The organism is Tepidisphaeraceae bacterium (assembly GCA_035998445.1).
Lineage (GTDB): Bacteria > Planctomycetota > Phycisphaerae > Tepidisphaerales > Tepidisphaeraceae > DASYHQ01.
Genome location: DASYHQ010000049.1, coordinates 33746 through 58166, shown reverse-complemented (window position 1 = coordinate 58166; position 24421 = coordinate 33746). Strand labels below are relative to the sequence as shown.

Below are 24421 nucleotides of genomic sequence, written 5' to 3'. Positions count from 1 at the left end.
GCTGGAGGAGGGGCGGGCGGCGTAGGGCGGTGGTGGCAACAGGGGCCGTCCTACCAGGGCGGCCTTTTTTCCGTTGGTCGTGCGCCTATCGCTGCGTGCAGGCTACGCTCGTGAAGCGTTGCCTCCTCAACCTCCTGGCCGCCCTCACGTTGCTGCTGTGCATGGCGACGTGCTATCTGGCGTCCGGCGCCGCGGCCGCGCGTTGGCCGCTACAGCCGTTCATTTGAAGTACTTCCTCGCCTTGTCCTCGGCCGACATCTTCGCGGTGATGTAGGTCTTGTAATGGTCGCGATGCGCGGCATACAAATTGCCCGTGCGGCTGGCGGTGTACGTCAGGTAGAGGTTCCGCCGCGATGTCTGCGATATGTTGGTCCCGCTGCGGTGGGGCGTCTGCGAGTGGAAGATCAGCACGTCGCCCGGCTTCGTCGCCGCCAACTGGCCCGTCGACAGGTCGATCGCCTTCGCCTCTTCGTCGTTCATGTTCCGAAACTCGGCCTTGGGTGACAGCAGCTTGCCGTGATACCCCGGGAACAGCTCGATGCTGCCGTTGTCGGTGCTGGCGCCGTCGATCGCGACGCTGACCGACAGGATGTCGTCGGCTGCGCACATTTGCCACCACGACTGATCCTGGTGCATCCCGTAGCCGCTCATGCCCGGCAGCTTGAAGATCAGCTTGTCCTTGAACAGCGCCGGCTCGTCCTTGAAGATCGCGCGCAGCGGTGACAGGATGCGCTCGTCGTTCACCACGCTGTTGAAGACCGACGACACGTCGATGATCGGGTCGTAACGCTCGATCATCGGCTTTCCATTGACGACGCGGAACCCGGTGCGCAGGTTGTCGGGGTTCACCAGGTCCAGGCTAAGCAGCCGCTTGCACTCGGCGTCCCACGCGGCCGCCTCGGTGGCCGTAAACAGCCGGCGCAGCACCAGCCAGCCGTTCTTCCAATAGCCCGCGACGTCCTGCTCGCTCACTTGCGACACGCTTGGTTCGGTCACCATGCTCATTGCAATGCCTCTCATGCGATTCCACGACTGGTCGCCTCCGTCCCTGCGACACGCATCGCTTCAGCGGGCGATCATCTTGATACGGATAAGATAAGTCATAGAATCAGGAATAAAATGGACGCAAATGAACCGATGTATGACCGAATTTAGCACCGAGACTCTTGGGTTGCTGGCCGACGCCATCTACGGTGGCCCGAGGGTGGCCACGCGCCTTATCGTGGCGATGCTGGACGAATGGTCGCTCGCACTGCCCGTAAACGTGATAGCGGTGGATTGGCCCGCCAGCGGCACGCCCGCTCCGCGGCTCGGTCGGCGGTCGCGCGTGTTGCGCGTGCATCCGGGCATAGCCTACGTCCTGGTCGGCGGATCGGTGGACGCGGCGCTCACTCAGTTGCGCGAGCGCGGCGCCGTTACCGGCGACCCACAGCAATGTGCCGCTGCCGACCGGCTCGTCTGGACGATCCAGGAGGCGGTGCTCTCGCTAAGGCGGCGACAGCTCGGCCCAGAGCATCACGAGCTCACGCACCTGGCCGAGGTGCAGGCGCGCGCGCTGGCCCTGCACCGATTGCGCACCGGCCATGCCGCCGCGCCGCAGGCGCTGGACGCGTGGAGCGGCATCGTCCTGTCGCGCCACCGGAACCAGCTCAACACCGTTCGGCGGAAGTTCGTCGAGGCGCTCTGCCTGCTCACGCTCGACTCGGACAACAGCGCGATCGGCTACCCGTTCCAGGCCCGCCTCGCGCAACTGCTTCAAACCTTCAGCTTGCCCGCGACCGCCGACGTGTTTCGCGCCATCGTCGCCGAACTATTGCCCGTGCTGCGCCGCGACTCGGCCCAGCTGCAGGCCGGACTCGTCGGCGACGCCCAGCGGTACATCGCCGAGCACTTCACGCGCGACATTGGGCTGGCGCAGGTGGCCAAGCATCTCGGTTGCTCGCCAACGCACCTCTCCCGCGCGTTCCGCCAGCGGAACGGACAGACCCTCACGCACTACCTGCAATCGCAGCGCGTGTCGCGGGCAAAGGCGTTGTTGCTCGAGACCGACTCACCGCTGCGCGTCATCGCGCCGGCGGCGGGATTTCAGAGCATAAAGCATTACCACCGCACGTTCCTGAAGCAGACCGGCCTGACGCCGCAGGCGTTTCGGGCGTTGTGATTCCCAGGCAGTCGCCCAGCTTGGCATAGTGCTTCTCGCTACTGCCAATGCTCCCATGGGATTAGCGAGAAGAACACGACTGCACCCATGGCGGCAAACCATTCGATACCGGGACCGGAGGCGACGTTCACTCGGACGCGCGACGAAGCGATGTTAATGGATTGCGGAGATCGGCGCGATCAACGCGATTTGGCACTTCGATCCCACCACGGCTGGCGCCACGGTCCGCATCGCCGCCAGGGGGAATGAGCGACTACCTTGGTTTATCGACGCGGCGCACCTCACGGCAGATGAAGTTAGCGATGGCTCTCGATGACTCGGTACCTCAAGGCGTCGATTGGAGGCTACGGTCCTGCGACAACGACGGGGACAGCGTGGGGTCCAACAGGGCGAGCCCCATCGAGTGGCAGGATGTCGTTGATCGATCGCGTTGGCGCGTTCGCGCTGAACCTGGGCGGCACGTGCCCGTCCAGGACGGGTACGAGATGATCCGCCGCGTGCGGGCGCTGGGCAAGGGCAACGGGGGCGACATCCCGGCCATGGCGTTGACGGCCTACGCGCGGGCGGAGGACCGCGTGCGGGCCGTGTCGGCCGGGTTCCAGATGCACGCGGCCAAGCCGGTCGAGCCGGTCGAACTGATCACGAGGGTCGCGGGGGCGGCGGGGCGGACGGGACGTTGAGCCCGGGGTGAAGTCTGAGCAGATGCCCGGAGTGTGGTGCCAACTCCCTCAAGCTGACCACCCGCGCATGAAAATGCCGACGGGTGGAGCGGACGAGCGCGACCAGCGCTCGCGCATCGTACGGCTTGGCCACGTGACAGGGTGGTGCCCTTCACGAAAAAGTCCTGCGCGCCGATCTCGCGGGCCTTTTCCATCGTCTCGTAACGGAAGTTGCCGCTGTATATGACCACAGAGATATCGGCGGTCGACGGACGAGGTACTCTTCCGAGCCCTGATGGTCGTCGGTAACGTAGATCATCTACCAACATCGACGTGCCGCAGCTACTCTCGTTGCCTACGACGGCGGCGTTGATTTGACATGCGGAGGGTCAACGTGATGGTTGACCCTTCAACTTCCAAGACTAACGGCGTGTAGATCCCGTTGCGATTGCCGACCTTTGAAGCAAAGCGAGAGTGATACGTGCTGGCGAAATCTACGGTGTACGTCCCACCTGGATGCCGCACCGTCGCGCGGTCTGGCAGAAGATCGACCTTGGTTTCAACGTTGCCATTCGTGTTGAGGAGCGGCACGAAGAATCGCATTCGCTTGACCGGCTGCGACGCACGCACGTCCGCATCGATGCGCAACATTCCTTCGGTCAGCTGGTAACGCTGCCGAATCCGGCTTCCCGTTGACGCGTGTGTCCAGATCACCTCAAACCGCACGTCTTCTTCGCTCTCGTGTTCGACTCGCGTCGCCGAGTCCAGCCCATTATTCAACGCGGCCAAGGTGTGCCACGCGTCGCCGATCACCCATGCCGGGCCGATGGCGAGGTCGGTCTCGGGCAGTAGCTCGCAAGGAACCCGATAGTTCGGCCGGGCGGGAATCGGCATAGACAGACCCAGTTCGAGCGGGACGCCCGCAACGTGGAAGCGGCCGAGACCCGTGGCGTCATAGTGAAGGTCGGCCGCAGTGTCGATCTCGACCTGCGTTCCGTGGCAGACGGCGAAGACCTTATGAAAGGCGCCCTTCAGGTCGAAGACGTACCCGCCGATTTCGCTCGGGCATGCCGCTTCCTCTACGCGTTCGTCTGCAAATTGATATGCCAACGCGAGGCACGAGGCGGTGAAGAGGCTGTAGACGGAGTACTTAGCATACGACTCGCAGCCGTGCTGCGACGCTGGATGGAAGCCGTTTTTAACGTGCCGCATTGGCGACATGCCGACTAGCCAACGGAGCACCGAACGCGTGTGCAGATGACCTTGTCGTTTGAACGCGCCGGCCAGGCTGGGGTTTTCGGTTCGGTATCGCCGTGCCTCGATCTCGCACAGCGCCGTCAGGATTGCTTCCTGCATGTGCAACTGATTCGATCGGCCGCCGTACGGCGCGTAACCATCCGGCGAAACGTACAGCAACTGTGCCAGCGCGCCCCGCCTGATGAGTTCCTCGAAGCGGGCCACACTTGGCGACCGGAACCCGACGGATAGCGCGGCAGCGATCTGAAGGCGCGTCGTCATGTCGTACGTCATTGGGTCGCCGGGATCGCGATACATGCCGTACTCTGTGAAGTGAGTCATCTGCGGCGGCATGTACTTCTCGAAGAACCGTCGGCCCCACACGATTGAGCCGTCGTCATCGGGGGGGCCCAGGCCCGCGACCTCCCGCATCGCTTCACCGGCGGCGGCGTAAACCGTGTAGTTGTGAAGCTCGTACAAACGCGACCCGTCGCGCGAGATCGCCGTGTACGTCGATTCCGGGTCCACTGAACTTAAGTCCGCGGCCCATCGTGCGCGGCGCGATGGGTCGACGTCGGGCAGGTGCATGTAGGCTGTCATCAACTCTCGCATCCAGAAGTCGGGCGACTGCCCCTGGCCGCTGCTGAGCCTTCTGCAGCACCAGTCCATTCCCAACAAGATGCGATCACGCAAATGCTCACCGCGGCCCGCCGATAGCAACACGGCACCGGGCGCGACGAACCGGCAGGAGGTCTGACCGTGTTCAACGCCTGCCACGGGGTCAATGATGGCGCCGCGCTCGTCCTGCCATGGCGCCGCCGCGTCCAGGATCATTGCGATCAAATCCAGATAGGATCGACGGTCGATCCCCGTGGACTTCGGTGGGGCGATAGATGCGCGTTCCAGTACCGTGTCGACCTGTGCGGCTATCGAGCTCATTGGGTCTCCGAATTCACAGATCTCTTTGTTTGGCTTAGCGCACGATCGCCGTGTGACGAGGGTGCTTCACGTGCACGGTCCTAGTGCGGCGCGCGCAACGCCAGCACCCGCCGAATCCAATCGACGAACGCCGGAAGCGCCTCTGCAGGATCTGGCAACTCAGGGTGCCATCGCTTTTCGTGTTCGAACATCAGCCAGCCATCGAACCCGCGCTCGGTCAAGCTGTGAATCGCCAGTGGCAGGGGCACCAATCCTTCTCCGGGTTGAACGAGCTTCGCTGCTGCGACGGTAGGCTCGGTGTACAGCGCATCCTTTAGATGCACGTAACGCACCCAGTCGCCCGCGTTGCGGAGGGTGACATCGGGGGGTTCCTGAGCTTCAACGACCGTCAGCATTACGTCCCACGTTAGCCCGACGGGCGAGTTCGCTCCAGCGCTGGCGAGTAGCTGGGCGCAATGGGATGAATTGCACCAGTCATCGTGCGTTTCAAGCAGCCATTGCACGTCTGACGCCCCGGGCAGCGACAGGATGGCAGCAAGGCAACTCAATGCCGTCTTAGAGGCGCTCTCGCGATCGGACTGGCCGATTCGCCCACCGAACACACGCACGTAGGGACAGGCCAGGCCGCGCGCGACTTCAATCGTCCGGCGGGCCTCTTCGACGTTGGCAGTCTGCCGATCGGGCTCGCACAAGCAGATGCCGGAGCTGATCCCCGAGGTTGCCAGCCCAGCATCCTCCAGCATGCGGCGGGTCTGGTGCAACTGGGGACCGAACGCGGGCAGCGTCGTGATATCCAAGGCCGGCCCCAACCCTCGAAAATCCACGCCGTAGAAACCGGCGGCGGAGCCCTGCTCGCAAATTTGTGCGAGCGTCCAGTCGGGGCAGCCCAGTGTTGAAAAACTCAGTTTCATGTGTATTCCATTCGAGGCATGCGCGGCGATCATATCAACCGACCCTTCGCGACCCACGCGTGACGCGATACGATAAGAGCGGAAGATCGTTCGGTGCATGCCCACACCCCAAGGCATCCCATTGGGAGCCCCTGGGTGAACGAACACCTCTACGTAGGAAGTGTAACACTTGATTCAAGGTAAACGGCCGGCGGTCGACTTTCCTTACCACTGCGAGACGGGCTGCCCGCTCGGCCGCATCTCCTGGTCGGGGCCATACGTGCGCAGCCCGGGGCAGCCCATGCGGGTCATCCCCGATCTGGTCTTCGTCTACGTCACGCGCGGCGTGTGTGAGTACGAGGATGATGCCGGCAGGCGCCGACTGGGACCAGGGGACATGATGGTCCTGCCACCGGGACTTCGTCACCGCTACGGCGCGCCGTCCGGCAAGGAATGGGACGAACGCTACATCACCTGCGATGGACCGCTCATCGACATGTGGCAGCGTGAGGAATTGGTCAAACGCGATGACGTGATCTGGCGATTGCTGCCGGTGGAATATTGGGTCAATCGAATGATCAACGTAATCGGCGACGTGATCGCGCCTGGGCCGGATGAATCTCTGGCTCAACTGGGGCGGTTGCAGGCCCTGTTGGCAGACATGCGTCTGGCGCGCCGGGCCGGAACCGTGCATGAGGACGACCGCAGTTGGCTGCACCAGGCGCGCATGCTGCTGGAGGCGCGCGAAGGCCAGGCCCGCACCGAGTTGGAGTCCGCCGCCGTCGCGATGAATTGCGGTTACCACACGTTTCGACGGCGGTTCACGCAGTTGGCTGGCATCGGTCCGGCGCAGTATCGCCTGCAGTCGCAGATCAACCTGGCGCAGGCGCTCATGGTGCAGCATCCCTCGATCGGCAACAAGGAACTGGCCGACCGGTGCGGCTTTGCAGACGAGTACCACTTCTCGAAGCAGTTCAAACACGTCACCGAGATGGCTCCCAGCGCATTCCGCGATCAGTGCCGGATCTCGCGGAACCCACCGACCTCGACTGACTCCTGAACACGGATACCGAATTGCCATGACGGCCACGATTGAGATCCAGACCTCAATCGCATGATGTCGCTATCTCGCGATGCTTCCATACGGATAATCACGTCCGTTGATTTACCCATCCCAATCAACGCGCCTTGTTAAATTTGAGCAGTGAACAACGGCAGTCTCCATCTATGAAAATAAGTGAAACGGAAATCGATCTGTTTGCCAAGATCTTCACATGCGGCCATTAAATGCTCAAATTTGACACAACGCAGGCGCTTTTTGACAAGAAATTAAGTGGAAATAGCGGTTGCTTGTATTCAAAGATGATGTAAGTTTCTAACGAGACTTATGGCGAGTGAAGATTTGACAACTGTGAGGGATCTGGGCCGCCTTGCAGGCTGTTCGATCGCCACCGTTTCACGTGTGTTAAACAACAGCGCCGCGGTCAGCGTTAAGAAGCGTGAGGCTATCCTTCAGGCGATTCGCGAGACCGATTTCCATATCAGCCGGGCCCGGCGTGGTGGCCGGCGCAATGCGATGAAGCCCAGCGAGGATCATGGCGTCGTCGAGATCGTTCAGCACCGGCACTCGCCGGTCGAGCGGCTGACCCTCGAGAGCGGTCAGCTGAATGTCGGTCCCCTAGTCTCCGGGTGGGACAAGCGTCCCTCCGCCCGGTCGCAAGCGCTCGGCAACGCGTTTCACCGCGGGATCGTCGATGGCGCAATAGAAGAGTTAGCGACGTGGGGCTATCGCGCCCAGATGCGCATGAACACCGATCTGCTCGATCCAGTACAGCTGGCAGGGATCAATGCGAACGATCGCAGTGGCGTGCTTCTGATCGGCGAGTATAGCGACGATCTCGCCCGCTTCGTCCGCAGTTGCACGCATCCGGTCGTTCTCGTCGACCTCAACGTCAACGGACAGGCCGACGTCGTGACGACGGACAATTTTCATGGCGTGGGCGAAGCGCTGGAACACCTCTTCGCCCTCGGCCATCGCAGGATTGGGTACGTCGGTCGCGGGCAGCACACGGGTGGGCTGCCGGACGAGCGGTTGACGGCCTTCAAGCTGAAGATGACCGAGCGCGGCGTGCCGATCCGGCCCGACTGGTTGTACGACGGGTACGACCACATCGAGGAAACGGCCCGCGGCGTCGAGTTGATCCTGCGTCAAGCGGATCGGCCGACCGCGCTGATGTGCGGCAACGACTGTTACGCGCTGGGCGTCGTGCGCGCCGCGAGCAGGTTGGGCATCTCGATCCCCGACGGGCTGAGCCTTGTGGGCTTCGACGACGTCGACTTCGCGTCGTTGATCACGCCGCCGCTGACGACGGTACGTGTGCCCGTCCAGGAGATGGGCCGGCAGGCCGTGCGACAATTGATGATTCACATGAAGGGCACCATGCGTCCGCGATCGAGCGGGTGCCGCGTGCGCCTGCTGCCCGAATTGGTCGTCCGCGAATCGACGGCTGCGGTGACGATGGGTGGTTAAGAGACATCTCGGCAGGCGTTGGATCGTACGAGAGACAAATGTTGATGAGGTCGCGGCGAACCCGTTCGGTGCGCCGTGGCATGCAATGGACCCGCCGTGTGGCGGGCGACATGGGTTAGCGCACGTCCGTCCAGATCAAGGAGCGAGTATATGGTGGCGAACACGACGACGAACCGGGCAACGTTCAATGGCATCACGATGGCCTGCGTCGTCGCTGCGACCGTGATGGGCGCAGGCATGACGTCCGTCGCTAAGGCGGCGACGGTGCCGTTCACGAACAACTTTGACGGTACCGGCAACAACGTCGACTTTAACGCCGGCACGAACGGTGGTACGGAGGTCTTCACCGGCAGCAGCTCCTCGGGTGGTTGGACCGTCGCGGACGGCGTTTACACCGTCGACGTCAAGTCGACGCCGAACGGTAGTGGCGCCAGCAACACCGCAACTGCGGCTTTGTCCATCACGGGCGTCGACACGGCCGACTGGACCATGTCGAGCCAGTTTACGGTCAACTCCGTAACCTCGCCGGGATTCAACAACCTGGGGCTGACGATCGGATTCGGCGCGTTCGGCTCGACGTCGACGTTCAGCAACGCCAGCCCTAACAAGTACTACCTCGCCGATCTGAGCTACCGCAACTTCACGGCCACCACGCAGGGCACGCTGCGCATACTCGAGATCGGGACGAGCAACACGACGATCGCCACCAACTCCAATGCGGTGGCCGATGCCGACCTCGTTAACGGCACGACGTACACCCTAAAACTGTCGGGCACCTACAGCGGCGCGCCGGGCGCCAGTTCGCTCACGATGACCCTCGGCCTGTACGACGCGACCGGCGCAACTGCGATCGGTTCGAGCGTGACGGGGACGGACACAACGCCGCTGACCGGCACGAACTTCGGCTATCGGCTGAACTACAACGAGAACAACAAGAGCTTCAACGCGTCGTTCGACAACTTCGTCGTCACCAACGCTGCCGCCGTACCCGAACCGGCCGCTGTCTCGCTGCTGGGCCTTGCCGGACTGATCGCGTTGCGTCGCGCCAAGCGGTCGATCTAAGCCGACCAGGCGCGGCATGTCGTCGATTGGTGAGCGATCGGTGCGATCACTTCTTGCTACGGAGCACAAATGAGGACCAAACAATTAAAGCCTTGTTCCCTGGGGTTCACGCTAATCGAACTCCTGGTGGTGATCGGGATCATTGCCCTCCTGATCTCGATGCTCCTGCCGGCGCTGAACCGGGTACGCGTGCAGGCCAAAACCGTGGAATGCGCATCGGGCCTTCGGCAGATCGGCACCGCCTGGCTGCAGTACCAGAACGACAACAAGAGCTGGATCGTGCCGATGGGTGCCCGGTGGAGCGACAGCTGGGCCACCAACATTTCTGGTAAGTACACGGCCCCGGTGCCCACTGCGCCGGTCGCGGAGGGCGACTACGTCTGGTACCACTTCCTGAAGAAGTACACGGCGACGTACAAGATCTTCAACTGCCCGACGGCAAACATCGGCAACCCCGCCTACACCCGTTCAGGATGGGAGACGCAGGTGAAGTCCGGAATTGGCGATGGAACGCCGGACAGCTTCAACATCGGCTACTCACAGGCGGGCGCGTCGTGCAACTATGCCTTTGCCGGCAGCACGTTCGGGGTTAGTTGGCCGCAGCACTTCCCGGCTTGGGTGAGCAGCGACCCGAACTACTCGAAATCGATGGCCCCGAAGAAGTTCGCCACCGCGTCGCGCTACGTGCGGGCATCAGGGGTACAGCCGACCGATGTGGTCGTCATCATGGATGGCACGTGGCGCATCACGACCGCCGGGGCCGATGCGCTCTACGGACTGAATGACCCGAAACGCTACCTGCATGGCAAGCGTACCGCCAATGCGTTGTTCATGGACGGGCACGTCCAGAACGGTCACATGAACGACTTCCAAGGTCGGTGGAGCAACGCGTCGGCGCCCGGTGCGCTCATCGTTCAACTCACCACCGGGAAACATTGACGGTGCGTTGCCTTTCTGCTGTTCCCGAACCGAACGTCCCCAGTGGCTGCCGGTCGCTTCCCTGTTCGTACTAACCGGGTACCCCTGATGATTCGCAACGTGCTGTGCACCGTTGTCCTTTTTGGCTTGTCCGTCGTCACCGCGTCGATCTCGCATGCCGTGGACGTCAAGCTTGGCCTTAACGGCATCGACGTTGATGCCGGTCCGGCCGGCAGCTTCGTGCTGCACTACCCGAAGCTCGCCAAAGGTGAGAAGAAGCTTGCTCCGATCGAAAAGGTGATCGGCGACGCGTCGGCCCTCTTCAAGTACGAGGGCGGCGCGCAACTGACTGTCGAGATTAGAGAAGGCGGCCTTTTGCAACTGCACGTGCAGAACGCAGGGCCGAACGTCGACTCGATTCGTCTCGACATGAACATCACCGGATCGGCGCGCGGGCAACTGAAGTGGGCGGCCAACGGCGGGACGCCCGCAGAGGTACCCGTGACGTACGCGGGTACGCCCTTTCTCTTCAAGGGCGATGCCAAGCGGTTCGAACTCGTCGCCGAGAATGGGGATGGACTCGCGATCATCCAGCCGCACGGGTTCCAACAACTGCAGGACAATCGCGAGTGGAACACCGACACCTGCAGCTGGTTCAGCGTGACCCGCATCCCGTTCAGCCGCCCAGGCGAAGCGTACGTCGTTTACGCGATCGTGAACCCGGGTGACAAGGCCCCGGCGCTCACTGTGAAGCCCTCTGCCGACGACACCACAACGCCGCCGACGGCTACCGCGAAGATCGACCGCTTCGGGCAGTTCATCGCGAAGGACTTCTCGGACAAGGTGAGATCGGTCGAGGAGCTCAAGGCCGACCTCGAGGCCGACGAAGCCTACTACGCCAGCCTCACGTCGCCAGCCACCGACATCTACGGCGGCTTGGCGGACAGTGGCCAGCAGCACGGGCTGCAGAAGACCGGTTTTTTTCACCTCGGAAAGATCGGAGACGCGCAGGTGCTGGTGACGCCGGACGGCAACGCCTTCTTCCAACTGGGCGTCTGCACGGCCCTCATCAACATCGACGACTACACGAAGGTCACCGGCCGCGAGGCCATCTTCGAGCAACTGCCCGACCATCGCGACCTGAAGTACAGGACGGCGTACCGTGATGGCTACAAGGAATATCCTTCGTTCTACATCGCTAACACGATCGAAAAGTTCGACGAGGCATTCTCGCCCGACGCGCACGCACGTCGCATGATCGAACGCTTGCGCAAGTGGGGCTTCAACAGCAGCGGCGCGTTTGGCGTGAACAAGGACAGCGCCGCTGCGGTGAAGGACGCGCAGTTTCCGTACGTCACTTTCCTGCCCCTGGGGGAGGCGCCAAAGCTGCCGTTGAAAGACGTCTGGGACCCGTTCGCTGAGGGTCTGGAAGCGAAGCTTGATGAAAAGTTCGCGCAGCACGTGGCCACGAAGGCGAATGACCCGCTAATCATCGGATATTTCGTCACCAACGAGCCGGTGATCGAAGATGTGCCGAAGATCGTCCCGGGCCTGCCTGCCAGCAAGTACGCCATCAAAGGGCGACTGGTGCAGATGCTGCAGGAGAAGTACCCGACGATCGACGCGTTCAACACGGCTTGGGGCGCAAACTATGGCGCGTTCGACGAGTTGGGCGAGGCCGAGGTGATCATCGCCACGCCCGCAGCCAACGCCGACATGCAGGCGTTCTTCGAGATCTTCCTGGAAGCCCGCTACAGCCTGATTCATCGACTGTTCAAAAAGCACGATCCGAACCACCTGCTTATCGGCGACCGCTGGACGATCGGGTCGGCCAACAACGAGGCGATCGTCCGCATCGCCGGCAGGTACCTCGACGTGATCAGCATCAACTACTACACCTACGGCGCCGATCTCGCGTTCCTCGACCGCGTGCACAAGATGTCGGGCGGGCGGCCGATCTTGCTCAGCGAGTTTCACTACTGCGCTCGCGATCAGGGTCTTACGGGTGGCATTCGCCAGTTGGGCACCCAGCAGGAGCGCGGGCTGGCTTACCGCAATTACGTGGAGCAGGCGGCCGCCACGAATTACGTCGTCGGCGTCCAGTGGTTCTCCGCGATCGACCAGGCCGCCACCGGCCGCTTCTTTGATAACGAGGCAGCGAACATCGGCCTGCTGAACGTCGCCGATCGACCATACAAGGATTTCCTGGCCGAAGTGATGAAGACGAATTACGACGTCTACTCGGTCATTCTCGGGCAGCGGCCGCCGTTCGCTTATGACGACCCGCGTTTCCAGATGAAGGCCGGCGGCAAGAAGATTGTGAACGCGGCCCGCATGGTCAAGCCGTTCGAACTTGATGGCAGCCGCAACGAATGGCCTTTCCTGCCCGCCGAGCGCGTTGGCGCCGAAGGTCTCGTGCTTGGCGAGCATGCTAAGGACTTTGAAGGCACGTTCCGCATCGCATGGGATGAACAGAACCTCTACCTGTACGCCGAGGTGAGCGATCCCACTCCGATGGTCAACAACGGAAGGGCGGACCTCATTTGGGCCAACGATGCAATTGAACTCTTCACCGGAGCCGACGATCTCGACCAGGGGGGCGGCCTGAAGTTCCGCGATCGGCAAGTCGTCATCCGCGGCGCGAAGACGCCAGACGGCATGACACCCGCGAACTTCGTCAACGCCCCCAAGCAGTATGACGTGCGCACGATCGTGTTGCCTAACGCCGACGGGAAGGGCTATACGATCGAGGCCGCGATCCCGATGGAGAGCCTCGGTTTCACGCCACAGGCCGGGCAGGAGATCCTGTTCGACATCGCGTTCGACGACGCGACGATCGGTCGGCGACAGATCGTTTGGAACGGTAGCGATCGCGTGTCGAAAGACCGAAGTGTGTGGGGCAAGCTTGCCTTCACCGAGTGAAGCGGCTGGCGTTGTTGCGGTGTAGGTGTCGCAACGGCGGCGGCAGGGTGTGTTCGTACATTCCAGATCGCTCTTCCCGCTATAATCAAGGTGGACCTGATGTACCGCATTGTAAATCTATCGCTGCTAGCCGCTATCTGTGCCGCAATTTGCGTTGGACATGCCATGGCGCAAACGCCTACGACGTCGCCGGTGGCCGACCCCACGCTGCAGCGTTCGAAGGCATCTCCCAAGAAAAAGGTGCCGGCAAAAGCCTCGGTCACGTCGTTCCCGACCGAGGCGAAGAAGAACACGCCGATCGAGATGGCCGGCGTGCCCAGCACGATCATCTCGCCGCTCGGACGCACAATGACGCTCCGCTTTGCCGACGAGTTCGATGCGGTGACCGATCCGAAGGACGGGCAGCCATACATCGATCGGTCGAAGTGGCAGACCACGTTCTGGCAGGGGTCGAGCGTCCGTACGCTGGGGTCCAATGGCGAGGCCCAGTATTACATGGACAAGGATTACGCGGGCAAGAACAACATCCAGATCGATCAGCGGCCCAACCCGTTCTCGTTTGAACAACCGGGCATCCTCACCATGTCCGCGTTTCGCGTGCCGAAGGAACTGCAGGCGAACTATTGGATGGGGAAGGAGCGTCCCTTCGCGTCGGCACTGCTGATCTCCGACAAAAAGTTTACCTTCCAATATGGCTACGTCGAGGCGCGCTTCAAATTGCCCGCCGTGCGCGGCGCCTGGCCGGCGTTCTGGCTGTTGGGCAACGACCCGCGCATCGGTGATGAGGTGCAGGCCCACTACTGGCCGCCCGAGGCGGACATCCTGGAGTTCTTCGGCCACCGCCCGACCAAGCACAGCGCCGGCATTCACGCGAAGGACGGCAAGAAGGGCAAGACGTTCTGGGGTTTCCATGACGTCGGCTTCGACATCACGCAGGACTTTCACACGTTCGGCTACGAGTGGAACGACAAGGAGACGGTCTTCACCTTCGACGGCAAGATCTGGGGCCGCGGCGAAACGCCACCGTCCCACTGCCGCGAGATGTACATCCTCATCAATCTCGCGGTGGGCGGCAATTGGTACTCCGAGGAGATGAGAGCCGCCGGCACGCCGTACAAGCAGTGGGAAGTCGATGAGTCGACGATGCCGTGGAAGATGCTGGTCGACCACGTGCGCGTCTATCAAGAGTAGATCAAGTTGAACAACGAAAGAAGGCAGTCATGAACCTGAGTTTGCTTCGTAGGCGTTTCGTCCTGCTCTCCGCCTTGTCGCTCGCCATGTTTGCGGCGCCGTTAAGCGCTGCGGACGGTGGTCCCACGCCCTATCCTGATGCGAAGGACGAGGCGGCGTGGCCCGGCAAGGGGCCGATCCGCCTGCACGGGTGGATGGTCGACAACCGCGCGGCCTTCTGGGACCAGCGCGAGAAAGATCAGGGGGCGGTCGTGTTCGCTGGAGATTCGCTGATCGGCGGATGGAAGCCCGAACTGATGAAGAAGGCGTTTCCGAACCTGAAGATCGCGAACCGCGGCGTCGGTGGCGACACCAGCCGTGGCCTGCTGTTTCGGTTTAAGGAGGACGTGCTGGACCTGAACCCCGCTGCCGTGGTGATCTGCATCGGCTCCAACGATCTCAGCGCCCACGGCGATCCGGCGGCGGTCGAAGCCAACATTGCCGAAATGATTGAGATGGCACGCCAACATAGCGCCACAATGCCCATCGTGCTCTGCCTGACGCCGCCGCGTGATTCGAAGGAAGCGCCGACAAAGCCCGGCGCGCATCCCGAACTCAACGAACGCATTGCACAGCTAGCGGAAGGGCGAGAACACGTGGCCCTCGCCGACACCTTCAACCCCATGGCAACCCCCGCAGGCAAGCCGATCCCCGAATATTTCGGAAAGGATCGCGTCCACATCACCGCCGCCGGATTCGAGAAGTGGGGCGAAGTGCTGCGGCCGGTGTTGCATCGTCTAGGCGTCGAGTAAACGAAGTCTGCCACCGCTCATTCGAACCTATCGCCGGAGGCGACGACGCAGGAAGCGCCGCTTGCAACCGTGCCGGCATTGGCCTCGTTATGAAGCAACAGCTGATAAGGGGTCATCGTGCTTTTGCACTGTCGGGAACTGCCGAGCCCGGAAGAGGTGGGAACGCCGACTGGGTGCCCCTGACGATCTGGCACGCGATCGGATCGCGGCATATAAGCCGCCAACGCCATCTTGAGCGTGCGGGGGCATGTTGTGGTGGCGAGCGGGGCATTAGGCCACGTGGCGTCGCGCTCCAATGTGCCCCAACTCGGCGTCGGCATGAACCGGGATGCGGCCGCGCGCTTCTAGATCGCGACTGCGCCTGCACGCCGCCATCGCGGGGCCGATGTGCCGACAATTCCGGGACAGAAGGCAGCCTCATCCACGCTCGCCTCCCAAAAAGCCCTTTTTCACGCAGAGAAAGTCGAAGAGGGTTAGGCACGGGTATCTTCATAACTTATTGTCTGTCAAGGGGTTATATAGTTTATCGCGAACCCTGTTAATTCCAGTTAACAGGGTTCGCTCGTTTTCGGGCTGGTTTTGCGGTATTTTTGTCTCTGAGGCGCTCGGCCGAGAAGGCGAGAGAGAGTGGCCCGGCCGCCACGTCGCACCGTCCCGGCTGTCCGCACCGGGAAACTCTCGGCCTCTCCTCTCTATTTCCGGCTGGCAGTTAGCAACCGCGTCGGGGTCGGGGGGCCGTGCGTGACCCTTCTCAGAAAAGGGTGGGGCGGGTCGCCGCTTGGCTAGTAGGCGGCGGTCTGCAGCGCCTTCCACCGCCAAGACAGCATCGCCACGAGCAGCAGGCACACGATGCCGACCGCCGCGGGGAACAGCACGGTCGTCAGCGAGTAGCGTTCCAGCGCCAGGATGACCAGCCCGTTGCGCAGGGCCGAGAGGGCGAAGTGGCCCGCGTGCTCCTCGCGCGGGTGCCAGTACGCCTTTCGCATGGTGGGCCCGAACCCGAGCAGGTCCACGACCGTCAGCGTCACGACCGCCCACAGCGGGTCGGCCGTCAGGAACCAGACCGGCAGGACGTTCGGTCTCCTCTTCAACGTTGTTTACAACTCTTTGCGGGATCGTACGATTGAGACCTGAATGCCCAGCAGATTTCTTTCCAGAGATTTTATTCGGATGGTGGCCCTGATGGCCTGAGGACACGCCCGTGGAGACGCGAACCTGCCACTCGATCCGGTTGCCCGAGAACGTGCTGAGTTCGGCGACCTCGCGCCGTGCATGGAACGGGGTCAGCGTGGAGGTCACCGAGTTTCATTGCTCGGGGCGCGTAGTGCATCAGCTGCATCAGGGGACCGACGCCCTGCTCAGCGTTGTGCTGGAGGAAATCGGCGGCCGCTCCGAGCCGCGCCTACGCGAGAACCAGCCTTGCCCAATCGGCTACATGCCCAAGCACATGCACTTTGCGCCGGCGGGCATGGAGACGTGGGGCTATACCGACGACATCCGCTACCTGAAGGACGCCAGCCTGACCTTCGACCTCGCAGCGCTGGCCGAGCGGCTGGGCACCGAGTTCGACGCCGATGTGATCGCCACGCCGCGCCTACGCTTCGCGGACGATCGCATCTGGACGCTCGTCAGGCTACTCGCCGACGCGGCGAACGACCCTGACCCGTCGGCGCAACTCTATGGCGACGGTCTGACCGCCGCGATCGCGGCGCAGCTCTTCAACGATGGAACCGCGCCGCCGACCGCGCAGCGCGACCGCGGCCTGGCGCCCTGGCAGCTCCGGCGCGTCGTCGAGTACCTCGATGCGCACCTGCCCCAGCGCATCGAACTGGCGCAATTGGCGACGATCGCGGAACTGTCGCAGTCGCACTTCAGCCGGGCGTTCAAGACCTCGACCGGGATGTCGCCGTACCACTGGCAACTCGACGCGCGCATCCGCCGTGCCCAAACCCTGCTATTCGACACCCACAAGTCGCTCGAACAGGTGGCTCGGTCCACCGGCTTTGCCGACGCCGTCCACTTCGGACGAACGTTCCGCAAGCTCACCGGTGCAACGCCGGCCGCGTGGCGACGCGCCGTCGAAGCGACCGAGCAAGGTCCCGCCGCAGGATCAGACTGACAATCGCAGGATCAGTCAGTGATCTGATAATACCCGACGTCTACTCTCCCTCCAGACAGGCGAATGAACCTCGCGTGTCCGGAGGAAGCAATGACTGACCAGCCCGGCTCGGCCCCCACCGACTATGACAAGCTGATGCGGGCGAACCTTGCGCACGTGTTCAACGAGCGTGATGCCGTGCGGCGCATGGCGGCGATCGGTGAACTGTATGCCGCAGACGCCGTGCTGTTTGACCCGGAGGGCGTAGCGAAGGGGCATGCCGCGATCTCGGAGGCGGTGACGGCGCTGTTGGCACAACTGCCGCCCAGCTTCGTATTCAGCGCGACTGGGACGGCCGTCGGTCATCACGAGGTGGCGCGCCTGCACTGGCGCTCCGGCCCGGCCGAGGGGCCTGTGGCCGTCACGGGGACCGATGTCGCCCATTTCGAGAACGGTCGCATTCGCTCACTTCACGTGTTTCTCGATCCCGCTACCAGATGAGCGTTCATCTGGCCAACGTTTCTTACGTCTCTTTGAGGAGCCCAATCATGACTAAGACTGTAAAGACCGGTCTCGACGCGCTGCTGCGGCCGCAAGACAGCATCGTGGTGTTGATCGATCATCAGCCGTACCAGTTCGCCAATCTGCAGAGCCACGAATCGACGATTATCATCAACAACGTCATCGGCCTGGCGAAGACCGCCAAGGTGTTCGACGTGCCGACGATCCTCACCTCGGTGACTGAGGATCGCGGCGGGTACATCATTAAGGGGCTGACGGACGTCTTTCCCGATCAGAAGCCGATCAACCGCACGTTCATCAACACGTGGGAAGACCCGAATGTGACGGACATCGTGAAGCGGAGCGGGCGCAAGCAGCTCGTGCTCGCGGGGCTGTGGACCGAGATCTGCGTGGCGATGCCGGCGCTCCAGGCGCTGGGCGAAGGATACGACGTGTTCGTCGTCTCCGACGCATGCGGCGGCGTGACGCCCGAAGCGCACGACATAGCCGTCCGCCGGATGGTCGCCGCCGGCGCGGTGCCGATCAACTGGTTGGCCGTTCTGGCCGAATGGCAGCGCGACTGGGCCCGCGAGCGCACGGCGGCGGCCGTCGCCGGCGTCGTCCTCGAACACGGCGGCGCCAGCGCCGTCGCCCTCGCGTGGGAATTACAGCTTCTCGCGGGCCACGCCAAGTAGGACCTTGGACATCACCGCCGCGTCCTCGACGTGATCATCGGCCGGCTCGGGCGGCCCTAGAAGGTCGCCGGGGCTGGCCACATTCCCCGCTTGGCGCCACGCCATGTCGAGAAACCGCTGTCTCCAGCCACCATTCCCGACAACTCGAAGAAAGGACCATGAAGATGTCGATGGAGCATTTTCCCATCGGACAGGCGATGGACGTCACCTATCCGAATTTCAAAGTGAGCTTGACGCTGCTCTCACTCACGCAGCTGACGTTCGAGATCAAGGAAGGTCCGTTCGCTCGGTCCGAAACGGTCCGTATCCAAATCATACCGCTCGGCAACAGCATCTTCGCCGTCAGCTGGCAGGAGAAGGACGGTGCGACCGTGACGAACCTCCAAGACTATGATCGTGGCGTGATCCACTCGTGGGCCACTCTGCCCGATGGGCAGTTCCTGCGAATGACCGGAACGTTTGCGATCACGCGGCCAGCCGATCGCGTTGCTGACGATCGTCCCCACCGCAACAGGGCGCTGGTCTTGGACGCGTTGACGTCGCTGTTCCAGCGCCGCGACGCCTCGTCGGTGGAGCGGCTCTACGCCGACGACTACATCCAGCACAATCCGGACATCCCTCAAGGTCGGGACGCGTTGCAGGGCCTAGTCGAAACCCTGTCGCCATCCGTCTACTACGAGCCGGGCCTGATCATCGCCGAGGGCGATCTCGTCGCCATCCACGGCCGTATCCGCGGCTGGGCGAACGAGCCTCAGGTTGTGGTCGACATCTTCCGGGTCGAGGGCGACAAGCTCGTCGAGCACTGGGACGTGTTGCAGAACGAGTTGCCGGTCACCGCAGGCGTCGCTGGTCTCTCGATGTTCGATCCCGACGAGGGTGCCAACCGCCCCGGAGAGGACTGATGAAGGGCGGGTGGCACAGGTTGGGTATGCTCGCGCGGTGTCATAGATAGAATAACGCTATCACGTCCCTCGCCCGCCATCGTACCGTCTCGGCCGGGAGGGGGGCAGGATGCGGATCGCCAGGCTGGCCATACTGTAAGCGTGTCGCGAAGACGCCTAGGTCCCCACAGTAGCAGGCGCCGGGCCAGACTTGCCGTCCACGCGTGCGGCCGTGGCATCGGCGTCGGCCTTGCGCTTCGCCAGCGTCTCGCGGTACTCCGCCGCCTCGGCGGACTTCACGAACGTGATCTCGCCGTGTAGTTCCTTCACCGCTGCGATGATCTCGTCGAGCGTCACGCGGAAGTACTCGCGGCGGTGGTTGATCAGGTTCACCCGACGGCTCGCGAAGTGCTGGTGCAGCTTGCACTCCAGCCGCGGGGCGTCCTCGCTGTACAGGACGGCGTGGACGTCGAACGGGAACGGCACCGAGGCGTCGCCCAGCTCCTTCACGCGCTCCAGCGGGTCGAGCCGCCGCGTCATGCCGAGCTTGTACATGTCGTCGCCGAACGACCCGACGTTCGACAGCACGTAGATGTAGCCCGACTTCGTCAGCTGCGCCCGCGCGATCGCCTTTGCCTTGCGGTCGATCGCGTCCTTCAACTCGTTCTCCAGCTTGGCGACCTGTACCGCCAGCGCGGCCGTCTGCGCCTGGGCCTGCACGGTCATCGCGACCTGGCCCTGCGTCGCGCGCTCGAACGCCAGCCGCGCGCGGTCCAGCGCTCGCTCGGCGACCTCCTCCTCCTCCTTCGCGGCCCGCTCCTGCGCGTCCTCGATCTCGCGACGCGCCCGTTCTTCCTCGCGCAGCACCTCGCGGATCCGCTGCTGTTCCTCCTTTTCCTGCTGCTGCTTGACGCGGTGCTCGTGCGCCAAGTGCAACTCCTGCAGTTTCAGCTGCAGGAACTCGTCGCTGATCACGGCCGAGTTCGTCTTGCCCAGCTTGTTGATGTGGTCGAACGACCGCTGGATGCGGTTCTCGAGCGTGACCGCGTTGTTGTACCGGACCTTGGCCACCGCGGCGTCGCACTCGCCGTTGAAGGCCCGCAGCATGAGCTTCGTCTGCTCGCGCATCATCTTCCGCCCCTGCGCCTCGCTGCCCTCGACGGTCCAGGACTTTCCTCATCGCACGGCCGCCTCCGCCTTCACCATGGCCGTCTGCCGGTCGCACACCTCGTCGAGCATCTGCTGGTAGCGTGAGGACGAGTCGAAGTCGAAGTGCGGCCGGTAGAAGCCGAACTCCTGCATCTCCAGCGTCTCCTCCACCTGGCGGGCCTGGGCTTGAAGATCCTCCAGCCTCGCCTGCTGGCTTTTGATCCGGGCCTGCAATGCGAACACCGTGTCGGCGCCGCCGAGCACGTCGTGCATCTCGCGGATGCGGGCCTCCAGCACTCGGACCTGCACGCGATAAGCGACAACCGCGGCTTGGGCGGAGCTGCACGTGAGCAGGAGTGCCACGGGCGTAGTCAGACGTTCCATCCATGGACATCTTTTGGACGTGCGCCGCCACAGGTGACTGATCGTGGCTCTCCGCATTCTGCACCACGAGAGCGATCGCGGCAGTATCGGCAATCCTTGCGCGGTGGTTGCTGATAGTCAGCCTTCGAGGTCGATCCCCACCATCCCGGCCAATTTCGCACGCACAGCGGTAGTCCGCTTCTTCACCCTGCGCATCGACGCGCGCGATATGCTGTTCGCTCGGTCGGCCAGCCGCACCGCGTGCATCTCCGTGTACGCGTCGGGCAGCAGCTGCGGGCTGGGGCTGCCAGTCAGGCGGTGGCCCAAGACGGCGTAGCCGAGGTCGCGGGTATACTGGAGGATGGCGTCGGCGGTGGACACAGGGCAAGGTCCTTTCGACGCCGGGCGTGACGCGCGTCAGGAGCAGCTCAATCGCGTACGGCCGCTTGCACCTGCGGCTCGTCGCCGTTGATAGACGTCAGCTATGTCCGCGATACCTCCGTGGACTGAGACCGGTAGCTCTGGTGAACCACGCAGAGAAATGGCTCAATCGCCGAAATCCTTCCCGGTATGCGATTGTCTTGATCGGGTCTGCGGAGTAACGGAGTGCCTCGCGCACGCGCGTGACACGACGCTGCTCTTTGTATCCGCGAGGCGTACACCCTAGCACGTCGCTGAAAAGCCGGTCGAGCTGGCTACGACTGAGCGACAGTCGTCGCGCCAGTTCAGTTATTGACAGGTCTGCACGCTCCAGCAGTGTGAGCGCTGCCTGTACGCGTGAATCAATCGCGTGTTCCACGCCGGCCACGCAGCCCGATTGCTCCAGCGCCGCGGCCCATTCCAAGACAAAAGCGGCAAACACCGTTTCGATGTGCAGGTACTGCCTCGTTGTCACACGCTGGTCCCAAAGCATGTCGCGCACGTCGGCGTGGATGCGGCATGCTTTGATCAGTGCTTCAGCAGAGGTGCGCAATGCGGGAAACTTATTGTCCTCCAAAACGAGAGGAAGGCCCTGGTCGAAGAGTGCCCGTCCGTCGGGCCAGGCATGTACAAAACGTATGGACAGCAGGTGAGTGTCGGGCGCAAATCGTTGCGCGGTTGCGCCGGTTGGTGAAGGGATCATCCATTCCCCTTTGCATGCGCGAAACGTACCGCGTTTGTCGGAAATTTCCGCCCATCCACTGCGAATGTACCACGCGCCGCTACCGCTGAACGGGGCGGGTGAACGGCGGTGTGCCGCGAGTATTGATGCGTCGTACGCCCACCGCAGGCGTCGGTGAAGATGTTGCCACTCTGCAATAACCGGTGGCAGTGAAGGTGTGCGCAAAACAGATAACTCCATGCGGAATGATCATACGCGAAACACCGTGATATTGTGTTGCCCGCCTTTCGGGCGGGGATATATTGAATTGAGCCTTTAGTGAACGTCGCGATGTATCAACAAAACCGGTGGACTGCGATGCTTATCCCGTCTGTCCGGCTGCATTGTGTGTTCAGGATTGTGCCTATCACCTCATTCGCGTCGCGTTCAGTGCCCCAACAGGAGGAATGTCCGTGATCAACTCTTTGTCCGCTAAGCCAGCCGTAGCATTCGCCATTGCCGCCGCATTCGTTTCACTCAATCCAGACGTCAGCAAGGCAGCGACCATTCTGCCCGTGACGATCGATTTTGAAGAATCGACGGACTACGACAGCAATTTTAAAGAGCCTGCGAACGCGGCGAATGATGGAATCTCCTGGATTTCACCGGGTGCAACTCCCGGAAACGGGCGGCTCTCTGTTGGTTCAGGGCTCGTTGCCACGGCTGTCTTCGATACATCGGCAACCGGTGGCGCAGGTGGTGCCGGCGGGTCTGGCGGTGGGGACGTAAACAATGACCTGCTGAATTTCACCGCTTCGGCGACCCTTCGGACCAACGCCCTGAGTTCTAGCAGCCAAGTCGGCTTTTTCGTCCGGCTCGATAGCAATGAAAGCAACGGCTATCTCGCGTTGGCTTCTCTAGACACTAGCAGCGGCATCCGTTTTCGCCTCTTCAGTGCGTCGAGCGCGTCGGCCCCGACGACGGGTACCAACATTTTCGACAATGAATCGACCCGAGGGGCCGGTGGCGACATCGCCGCAAACACGAACTATCGATACCAGTTCACGGCCCAAGGCAACGTGTTCACTTTCAAGCTGCTCAGCGCAGATGGAACGACCACATTGCGCGAGGACATCTTCACTGATACGACCAACGGTGGTGCCGGCTACAAGGTAACCGCGGGCCAGCTCGGGCTGCGCATGCTGAACGATTCCGCCACGCCCGGCTCTGCCACTGTCGTCGATAACTTCAGCGTGCAGGCCGTTCCTGAGCCGACAGCAATCGGCGCTGCGGCCGTTGGCGGGCTGTTCTTGATGCGTCGCCACCGCACGCTCGCCGACTTCAGGTGAGATCGGCATGTCCCATCCAATGAAGCTCGGTGCGACCATGAAGTCGGCCATTCAGAGGGCACCAGATGAAGAAGCATCTCATTTCGCTGACGCTCTGTCGCAGAAGCGTTTGTGGTCTCAAGTCCGCTTTCACGCTCGTCGAGCTCCTGGTCGTCATTGGGATCATCGCCGTCTTAATTTCACTGTTGCTGCCAGCTCTCAATCAGGTTCGCAGCGCAGCACGAACCCTGCAATGCGCCACGAACATGCGTCAGATCGGCATTGCCTTGACGATGTATGCGAACAGCAACAAGGACCTGTACCCGCCGGCACTCATTTCCTTCAACTCCGCCTCGCCAGGTTACGCTCCATTCTACGGAGCGGAGACAGCGGCCGACCTGCCGGGAAAGTGTATGTCGTGGGACGATTTCCTTGCACCTTACCTCGGTCTGAAGGTGCCGGAGGCGGATCTCGTGCGTGGGGCGAACCCTATTCGCTCGCCTTTGATGGAATGTCCTCAAGACTTTGAACGGGGGGGAACCGGGATTGGCGGGAGGTTTGCCATGCGCTCGTATGCGGCGAACCGGAACTACCACAGATCGCTCCCGCCCGGTCAGCAGGTTCTGGGGATGTTCGACGGGCTAATTATTCCGGTTACGGACGGCCATCTCGATAGCTCCGGCGCGACTCCAAAGTGGCCGCAGGCGATCAAGGTGAGCCGTGTGCGGCGATCCAGTGAAGTGCTGTCGATCGTTGAACGTCCTGACCCTAACAATGCCCTCGGCAGCCCGTCAGCCGCCTACGTCGACAATGCACCGGACCAAATTTATTATGCTCCCGCGGCCATTCCTGTGAGGCCGATGCCGGGGAGGCATCGGAAGCGCTACAACTACCTATTCGTAGACGGACACGTTCAATCATACGAACCCATTGAGACCATTGGAGAGATCACTGCCATTTACGGTTGGCCGTACAACCCCCGAAAGTATTGGACACGTCAAGACACCGATTGAGCCGACGGTGCCG

24 protein-coding genes are annotated in these 24421 nt (G+C 62.4%); 15 read left to right on the top strand and 9 right to left on the bottom strand.

Going from position 1 to position 24421, the window contains the following annotated elements:
- Nucleotides 1-219: 219 nt before the first annotated feature.
- Nucleotides 220-1005: a phytanoyl-CoA dioxygenase family protein gene (locus VGN72_18290; protein ID HEV7301319.1), complete on the bottom strand. Its 786-nt coding sequence runs from the start codon at nt 1003-1005 to the stop codon at nt 220-222.
- 136 nt (nt 1006-1141) lie between these two features.
- On the opposite strand from VGN72_18290, the gene VGN72_18285 reads away from it, so the two are divergent.
- Both VGN72_18285 and VGN72_18280 read left to right on the top strand, forming a co-directional pair.
- The gene (locus VGN72_18285) at nt 1142-2161 is read left to right on the top strand and encodes an AraC family transcriptional regulator (protein ID HEV7301318.1); all 1020 of its coding nucleotides are present in this window, start codon (nt 1142-1144) and stop codon (nt 2159-2161) included.
- Nucleotides 2162-2622: 461 nt separating this feature from the next.
- On the top strand, nt 2623-2841 hold the full coding sequence (locus VGN72_18280) for a hypothetical protein (GenBank protein ID HEV7301317.1): 219 nt from the start codon (nt 2623-2625) through the stop codon (nt 2839-2841).
- A gap of 321 nt (nt 2842-3162) precedes the next feature.
- Here VGN72_18280 and VGN72_18275 read toward each other — a convergent pair whose 3' ends face one another.
- Entirely contained in the window at nt 3163-4995 is a 1833-nt protein-coding gene (locus tag VGN72_18275; protein ID HEV7301316.1) for a hypothetical protein, read from the bottom strand.
- Nucleotides 4996-5075: 80 nt separating this feature from the next.
- Entirely contained in the window at nt 5076-5939 is an 864-nt protein-coding gene (locus tag VGN72_18270) for a sugar phosphate isomerase/epimerase family protein (protein HEV7301315.1), read from the bottom strand.
- A gap of 136 nt (nt 5940-6075) precedes the next feature.
- On the opposite strand from VGN72_18270, the gene VGN72_18265 reads away from it, so the two are divergent.
- The 7 genes from VGN72_18265 to VGN72_18235 all read left to right on the top strand — a co-directional run bounded on the left by VGN72_18265 (nt 6076) and on the right by VGN72_18235 (nt 15299).
- A complete protein-coding gene (locus tag VGN72_18265; GenBank protein HEV7301314.1) occupies nt 6076-6945 on the top strand; it encodes a helix-turn-helix domain-containing protein in 870 nt (289 codons plus the stop codon).
- Nucleotides 6946-7272: 327 nt separating this feature from the next.
- Nucleotides 7273-8415, top strand: a complete 1143-nt coding sequence (locus VGN72_18260) for a LacI family DNA-binding transcriptional regulator (GenBank protein ID HEV7301313.1) — start codon at nt 7273-7275, stop codon at nt 8413-8415.
- A 150-nt stretch (nt 8416-8565) separates the two neighbouring features.
- The gene (locus tag VGN72_18255; GenBank protein ID HEV7301312.1) at nt 8566-9477 is read left to right on the top strand and encodes a hypothetical protein; all 912 of its coding nucleotides are present in this window, start codon (nt 8566-8568) and stop codon (nt 9475-9477) included.
- Between the two features lie 69 nt (nt 9478-9546).
- A complete protein-coding gene (locus VGN72_18250; GenBank protein ID HEV7301311.1) occupies nt 9547-10416 on the top strand; it encodes a type II secretion system protein in 870 nt (289 codons plus the stop codon).
- A gap of 87 nt (nt 10417-10503) precedes the next feature.
- A complete protein-coding gene (locus tag VGN72_18245; GenBank protein HEV7301310.1) occupies nt 10504-13317 on the top strand; it encodes a sugar-binding protein in 2814 nt (937 codons plus the stop codon).
- Between the two features lie 165 nt (nt 13318-13482).
- The gene (locus tag VGN72_18240) at nt 13483-14508 is read left to right on the top strand and encodes a glycoside hydrolase family 16 protein (GenBank protein ID HEV7301309.1); all 1026 of its coding nucleotides are present in this window, start codon (nt 13483-13485) and stop codon (nt 14506-14508) included.
- 29 nt (nt 14509-14537) lie between these two features.
- Nucleotides 14538-15299: a GDSL-type esterase/lipase family protein gene (locus tag VGN72_18235; protein HEV7301308.1), complete on the top strand. Its 762-nt coding sequence runs from the start codon at nt 14538-14540 to the stop codon at nt 15297-15299.
- A gap of 782 nt (nt 15300-16081) precedes the next feature.
- On the opposite strand, the gene VGN72_18230 is transcribed toward VGN72_18235, so the two are convergent.
- Entirely contained in the window at nt 16082-16390 is a 309-nt protein-coding gene (locus tag VGN72_18230) for a hypothetical protein (GenBank protein HEV7301307.1), read from the bottom strand.
- Between the two features lie 110 nt (nt 16391-16500).
- Between VGN72_18230 and VGN72_18225 the strand changes: the two genes are divergently transcribed.
- The 3 genes from VGN72_18225 to VGN72_18215 all read left to right on the top strand — a co-directional run bounded on the left by VGN72_18225 (nt 16501) and on the right by VGN72_18215 (nt 18593).
- Nucleotides 16501-17418: an AraC family transcriptional regulator gene (locus VGN72_18225; protein HEV7301306.1), complete on the top strand. Its 918-nt coding sequence runs from the start codon at nt 16501-16503 to the stop codon at nt 17416-17418.
- A 90-nt stretch (nt 17419-17508) separates the two neighbouring features.
- Nucleotides 17509-17898, top strand: coding sequence for a nuclear transport factor 2 family protein (locus tag VGN72_18220; GenBank protein HEV7301305.1), 390 nt, complete (start codon nt 17509-17511; stop codon nt 17896-17898).
- A gap of 47 nt (nt 17899-17945) precedes the next feature.
- Nucleotides 17946-18593, top strand: a complete 648-nt coding sequence (locus VGN72_18215; GenBank protein ID HEV7301304.1) for a hydrolase — start codon at nt 17946-17948, stop codon at nt 18591-18593.
- On the opposite strand, the gene VGN72_18210 is transcribed toward VGN72_18215, so the two are convergent.
- A complete protein-coding gene (locus tag VGN72_18210; GenBank protein ID HEV7301303.1) occupies nt 18564-18698 on the bottom strand; it encodes a hypothetical protein in 135 nt (44 codons plus the stop codon). The two genes, VGN72_18215 and VGN72_18210, sit on opposite strands and share 30 nt — an antisense overlap.
- 53 nt (nt 18699-18751) lie before the next feature.
- On the opposite strand from VGN72_18210, the gene VGN72_18205 reads away from it, so the two are divergent.
- A complete protein-coding gene (locus VGN72_18205; protein HEV7301302.1) occupies nt 18752-19495 on the top strand; it encodes a nuclear transport factor 2 family protein in 744 nt (247 codons plus the stop codon).
- 156 nt (nt 19496-19651) lie between these two features.
- Here the strand turns inward: VGN72_18205 and VGN72_18200 are convergent, their stop codons facing one another.
- The 4 genes from VGN72_18200 to VGN72_18185 all read right to left on the bottom strand — a co-directional run bounded on the left by VGN72_18200 (nt 19652) and on the right by VGN72_18185 (nt 22328).
- Nucleotides 19652-20605, bottom strand: coding sequence for a DUF4041 domain-containing protein (locus VGN72_18200; protein HEV7301301.1), 954 nt, complete (start codon nt 20603-20605; stop codon nt 19652-19654).
- A gap of 45 nt (nt 20606-20650) precedes the next feature.
- Nucleotides 20651-21007 (bottom strand): hypothetical protein, encoded by a 357-nt coding sequence (locus VGN72_18195; GenBank protein HEV7301300.1) that lies wholly within the window; start codon nt 21005-21007, stop codon nt 20651-20653.
- Between the two features lie 117 nt (nt 21008-21124).
- Nucleotides 21125-21367, bottom strand: coding sequence for a hypothetical protein (locus tag VGN72_18190; protein HEV7301299.1), 243 nt, complete (start codon nt 21365-21367; stop codon nt 21125-21127).
- A 97-nt stretch (nt 21368-21464) separates the two neighbouring features.
- Nucleotides 21465-22328, bottom strand: a complete 864-nt coding sequence (locus VGN72_18185) for an AraC family transcriptional regulator (protein ID HEV7301298.1) — start codon at nt 22326-22328, stop codon at nt 21465-21467.
- Nucleotides 22329-22540: 212 nt separating this feature from the next.
- Here VGN72_18185 and VGN72_18180 point away from each other — a divergent pair, with 212 nt between their 5' ends.
- The gene (locus tag VGN72_18180; protein ID HEV7301297.1) at nt 22541-23416 is read left to right on the top strand and encodes a hypothetical protein; all 876 of its coding nucleotides are present in this window, start codon (nt 22541-22543) and stop codon (nt 23414-23416) included.
- A 65-nt stretch (nt 23417-23481) separates the two neighbouring features.
- Complete coding sequence (locus VGN72_18175) at nt 23482-24408, top strand: DUF1559 domain-containing protein (GenBank protein ID HEV7301296.1); 927 nt, start codon at nt 23482-23484, stop codon at nt 24406-24408.
- Nucleotides 24409-24421 lie beyond the last annotated feature (13 nt).

Bases quoted from the DNA above. Each gene is read 5' to 3' on its own strand.
- VGN72_18275 (HEV7301316.1), bottom strand. From the start codon at position 4,995: ATGAGCTCGATAGCCGCACAGGTCGACACGGTACTGGAACGCGCATCT.
- VGN72_18195 (HEV7301300.1), bottom strand. From the start codon at position 21,007: ATGGAACGTCTGACTACGCCCGTGGCACTCCTGCTCACGTGCAGCTCC.
- VGN72_18270 (HEV7301315.1), bottom strand. From the start codon at position 5,939: ATGATCGCCGCGCATGCCTCGAATGGAATACACATGAAACTGAGTTTT.
- VGN72_18255 (HEV7301312.1), top strand. From the start codon at position 8,566: ATGGTGGCGAACACGACGACGAACCGGGCAACGTTCAATGGCATCACG.
- VGN72_18210 (HEV7301303.1), bottom strand. From the start codon at position 18,698: ATGGCGTGGCGCCAAGCGGGGAATGTGGCCAGCCCCGGCGACCTTCTA.
- VGN72_18260 (HEV7301313.1), top strand. From the start codon at position 7,273: ATGGCGAGTGAAGATTTGACAACTGTGAGGGATCTGGGCCGCCTTGCA.
- VGN72_18290 (HEV7301319.1), bottom strand. From the start codon at position 1,005: ATGAGCATGGTGACCGAACCAAGCGTGTCGCAAGTGAGCGAGCAGGAC.
- VGN72_18245 (HEV7301310.1), top strand. From the start codon at position 10,504: ATGATTCGCAACGTGCTGTGCACCGTTGTCCTTTTTGGCTTGTCCGTC.
- VGN72_18200 (HEV7301301.1), bottom strand. From the start codon at position 20,605: ATGATGCGCGAGCAGACGAAGCTCATGCTGCGGGCCTTCAACGGCGAG.
- VGN72_18235 (HEV7301308.1), top strand. From the start codon at position 14,538: ATGAACCTGAGTTTGCTTCGTAGGCGTTTCGTCCTGCTCTCCGCCTTG.
- VGN72_18205 (HEV7301302.1), top strand. From the start codon at position 18,752: ATGAAGATGTCGATGGAGCATTTTCCCATCGGACAGGCGATGGACGTC.
- VGN72_18175 (HEV7301296.1), top strand. From the start codon at position 23,482: ATGAAGAAGCATCTCATTTCGCTGACGCTCTGTCGCAGAAGCGTTTGT.
- VGN72_18215 (HEV7301304.1), top strand. From the start codon at position 17,946: ATGACTAAGACTGTAAAGACCGGTCTCGACGCGCTGCTGCGGCCGCAA.
- VGN72_18285 (HEV7301318.1), top strand. From the start codon at position 1,142: ATGACCGAATTTAGCACCGAGACTCTTGGGTTGCTGGCCGACGCCATC.
- VGN72_18240 (HEV7301309.1), top strand. From the start codon at position 13,483: ATGGCGCAAACGCCTACGACGTCGCCGGTGGCCGACCCCACGCTGCAG.
- VGN72_18250 (HEV7301311.1), top strand. From the start codon at position 9,547: ATGAGGACCAAACAATTAAAGCCTTGTTCCCTGGGGTTCACGCTAATC.
- VGN72_18220 (HEV7301305.1), top strand. From the start codon at position 17,509: ATGACTGACCAGCCCGGCTCGGCCCCCACCGACTATGACAAGCTGATG.
- VGN72_18185 (HEV7301298.1), bottom strand. From the start codon at position 22,328: ATGGAGTTATCTGTTTTGCGCACACCTTCACTGCCACCGGTTATTGCA.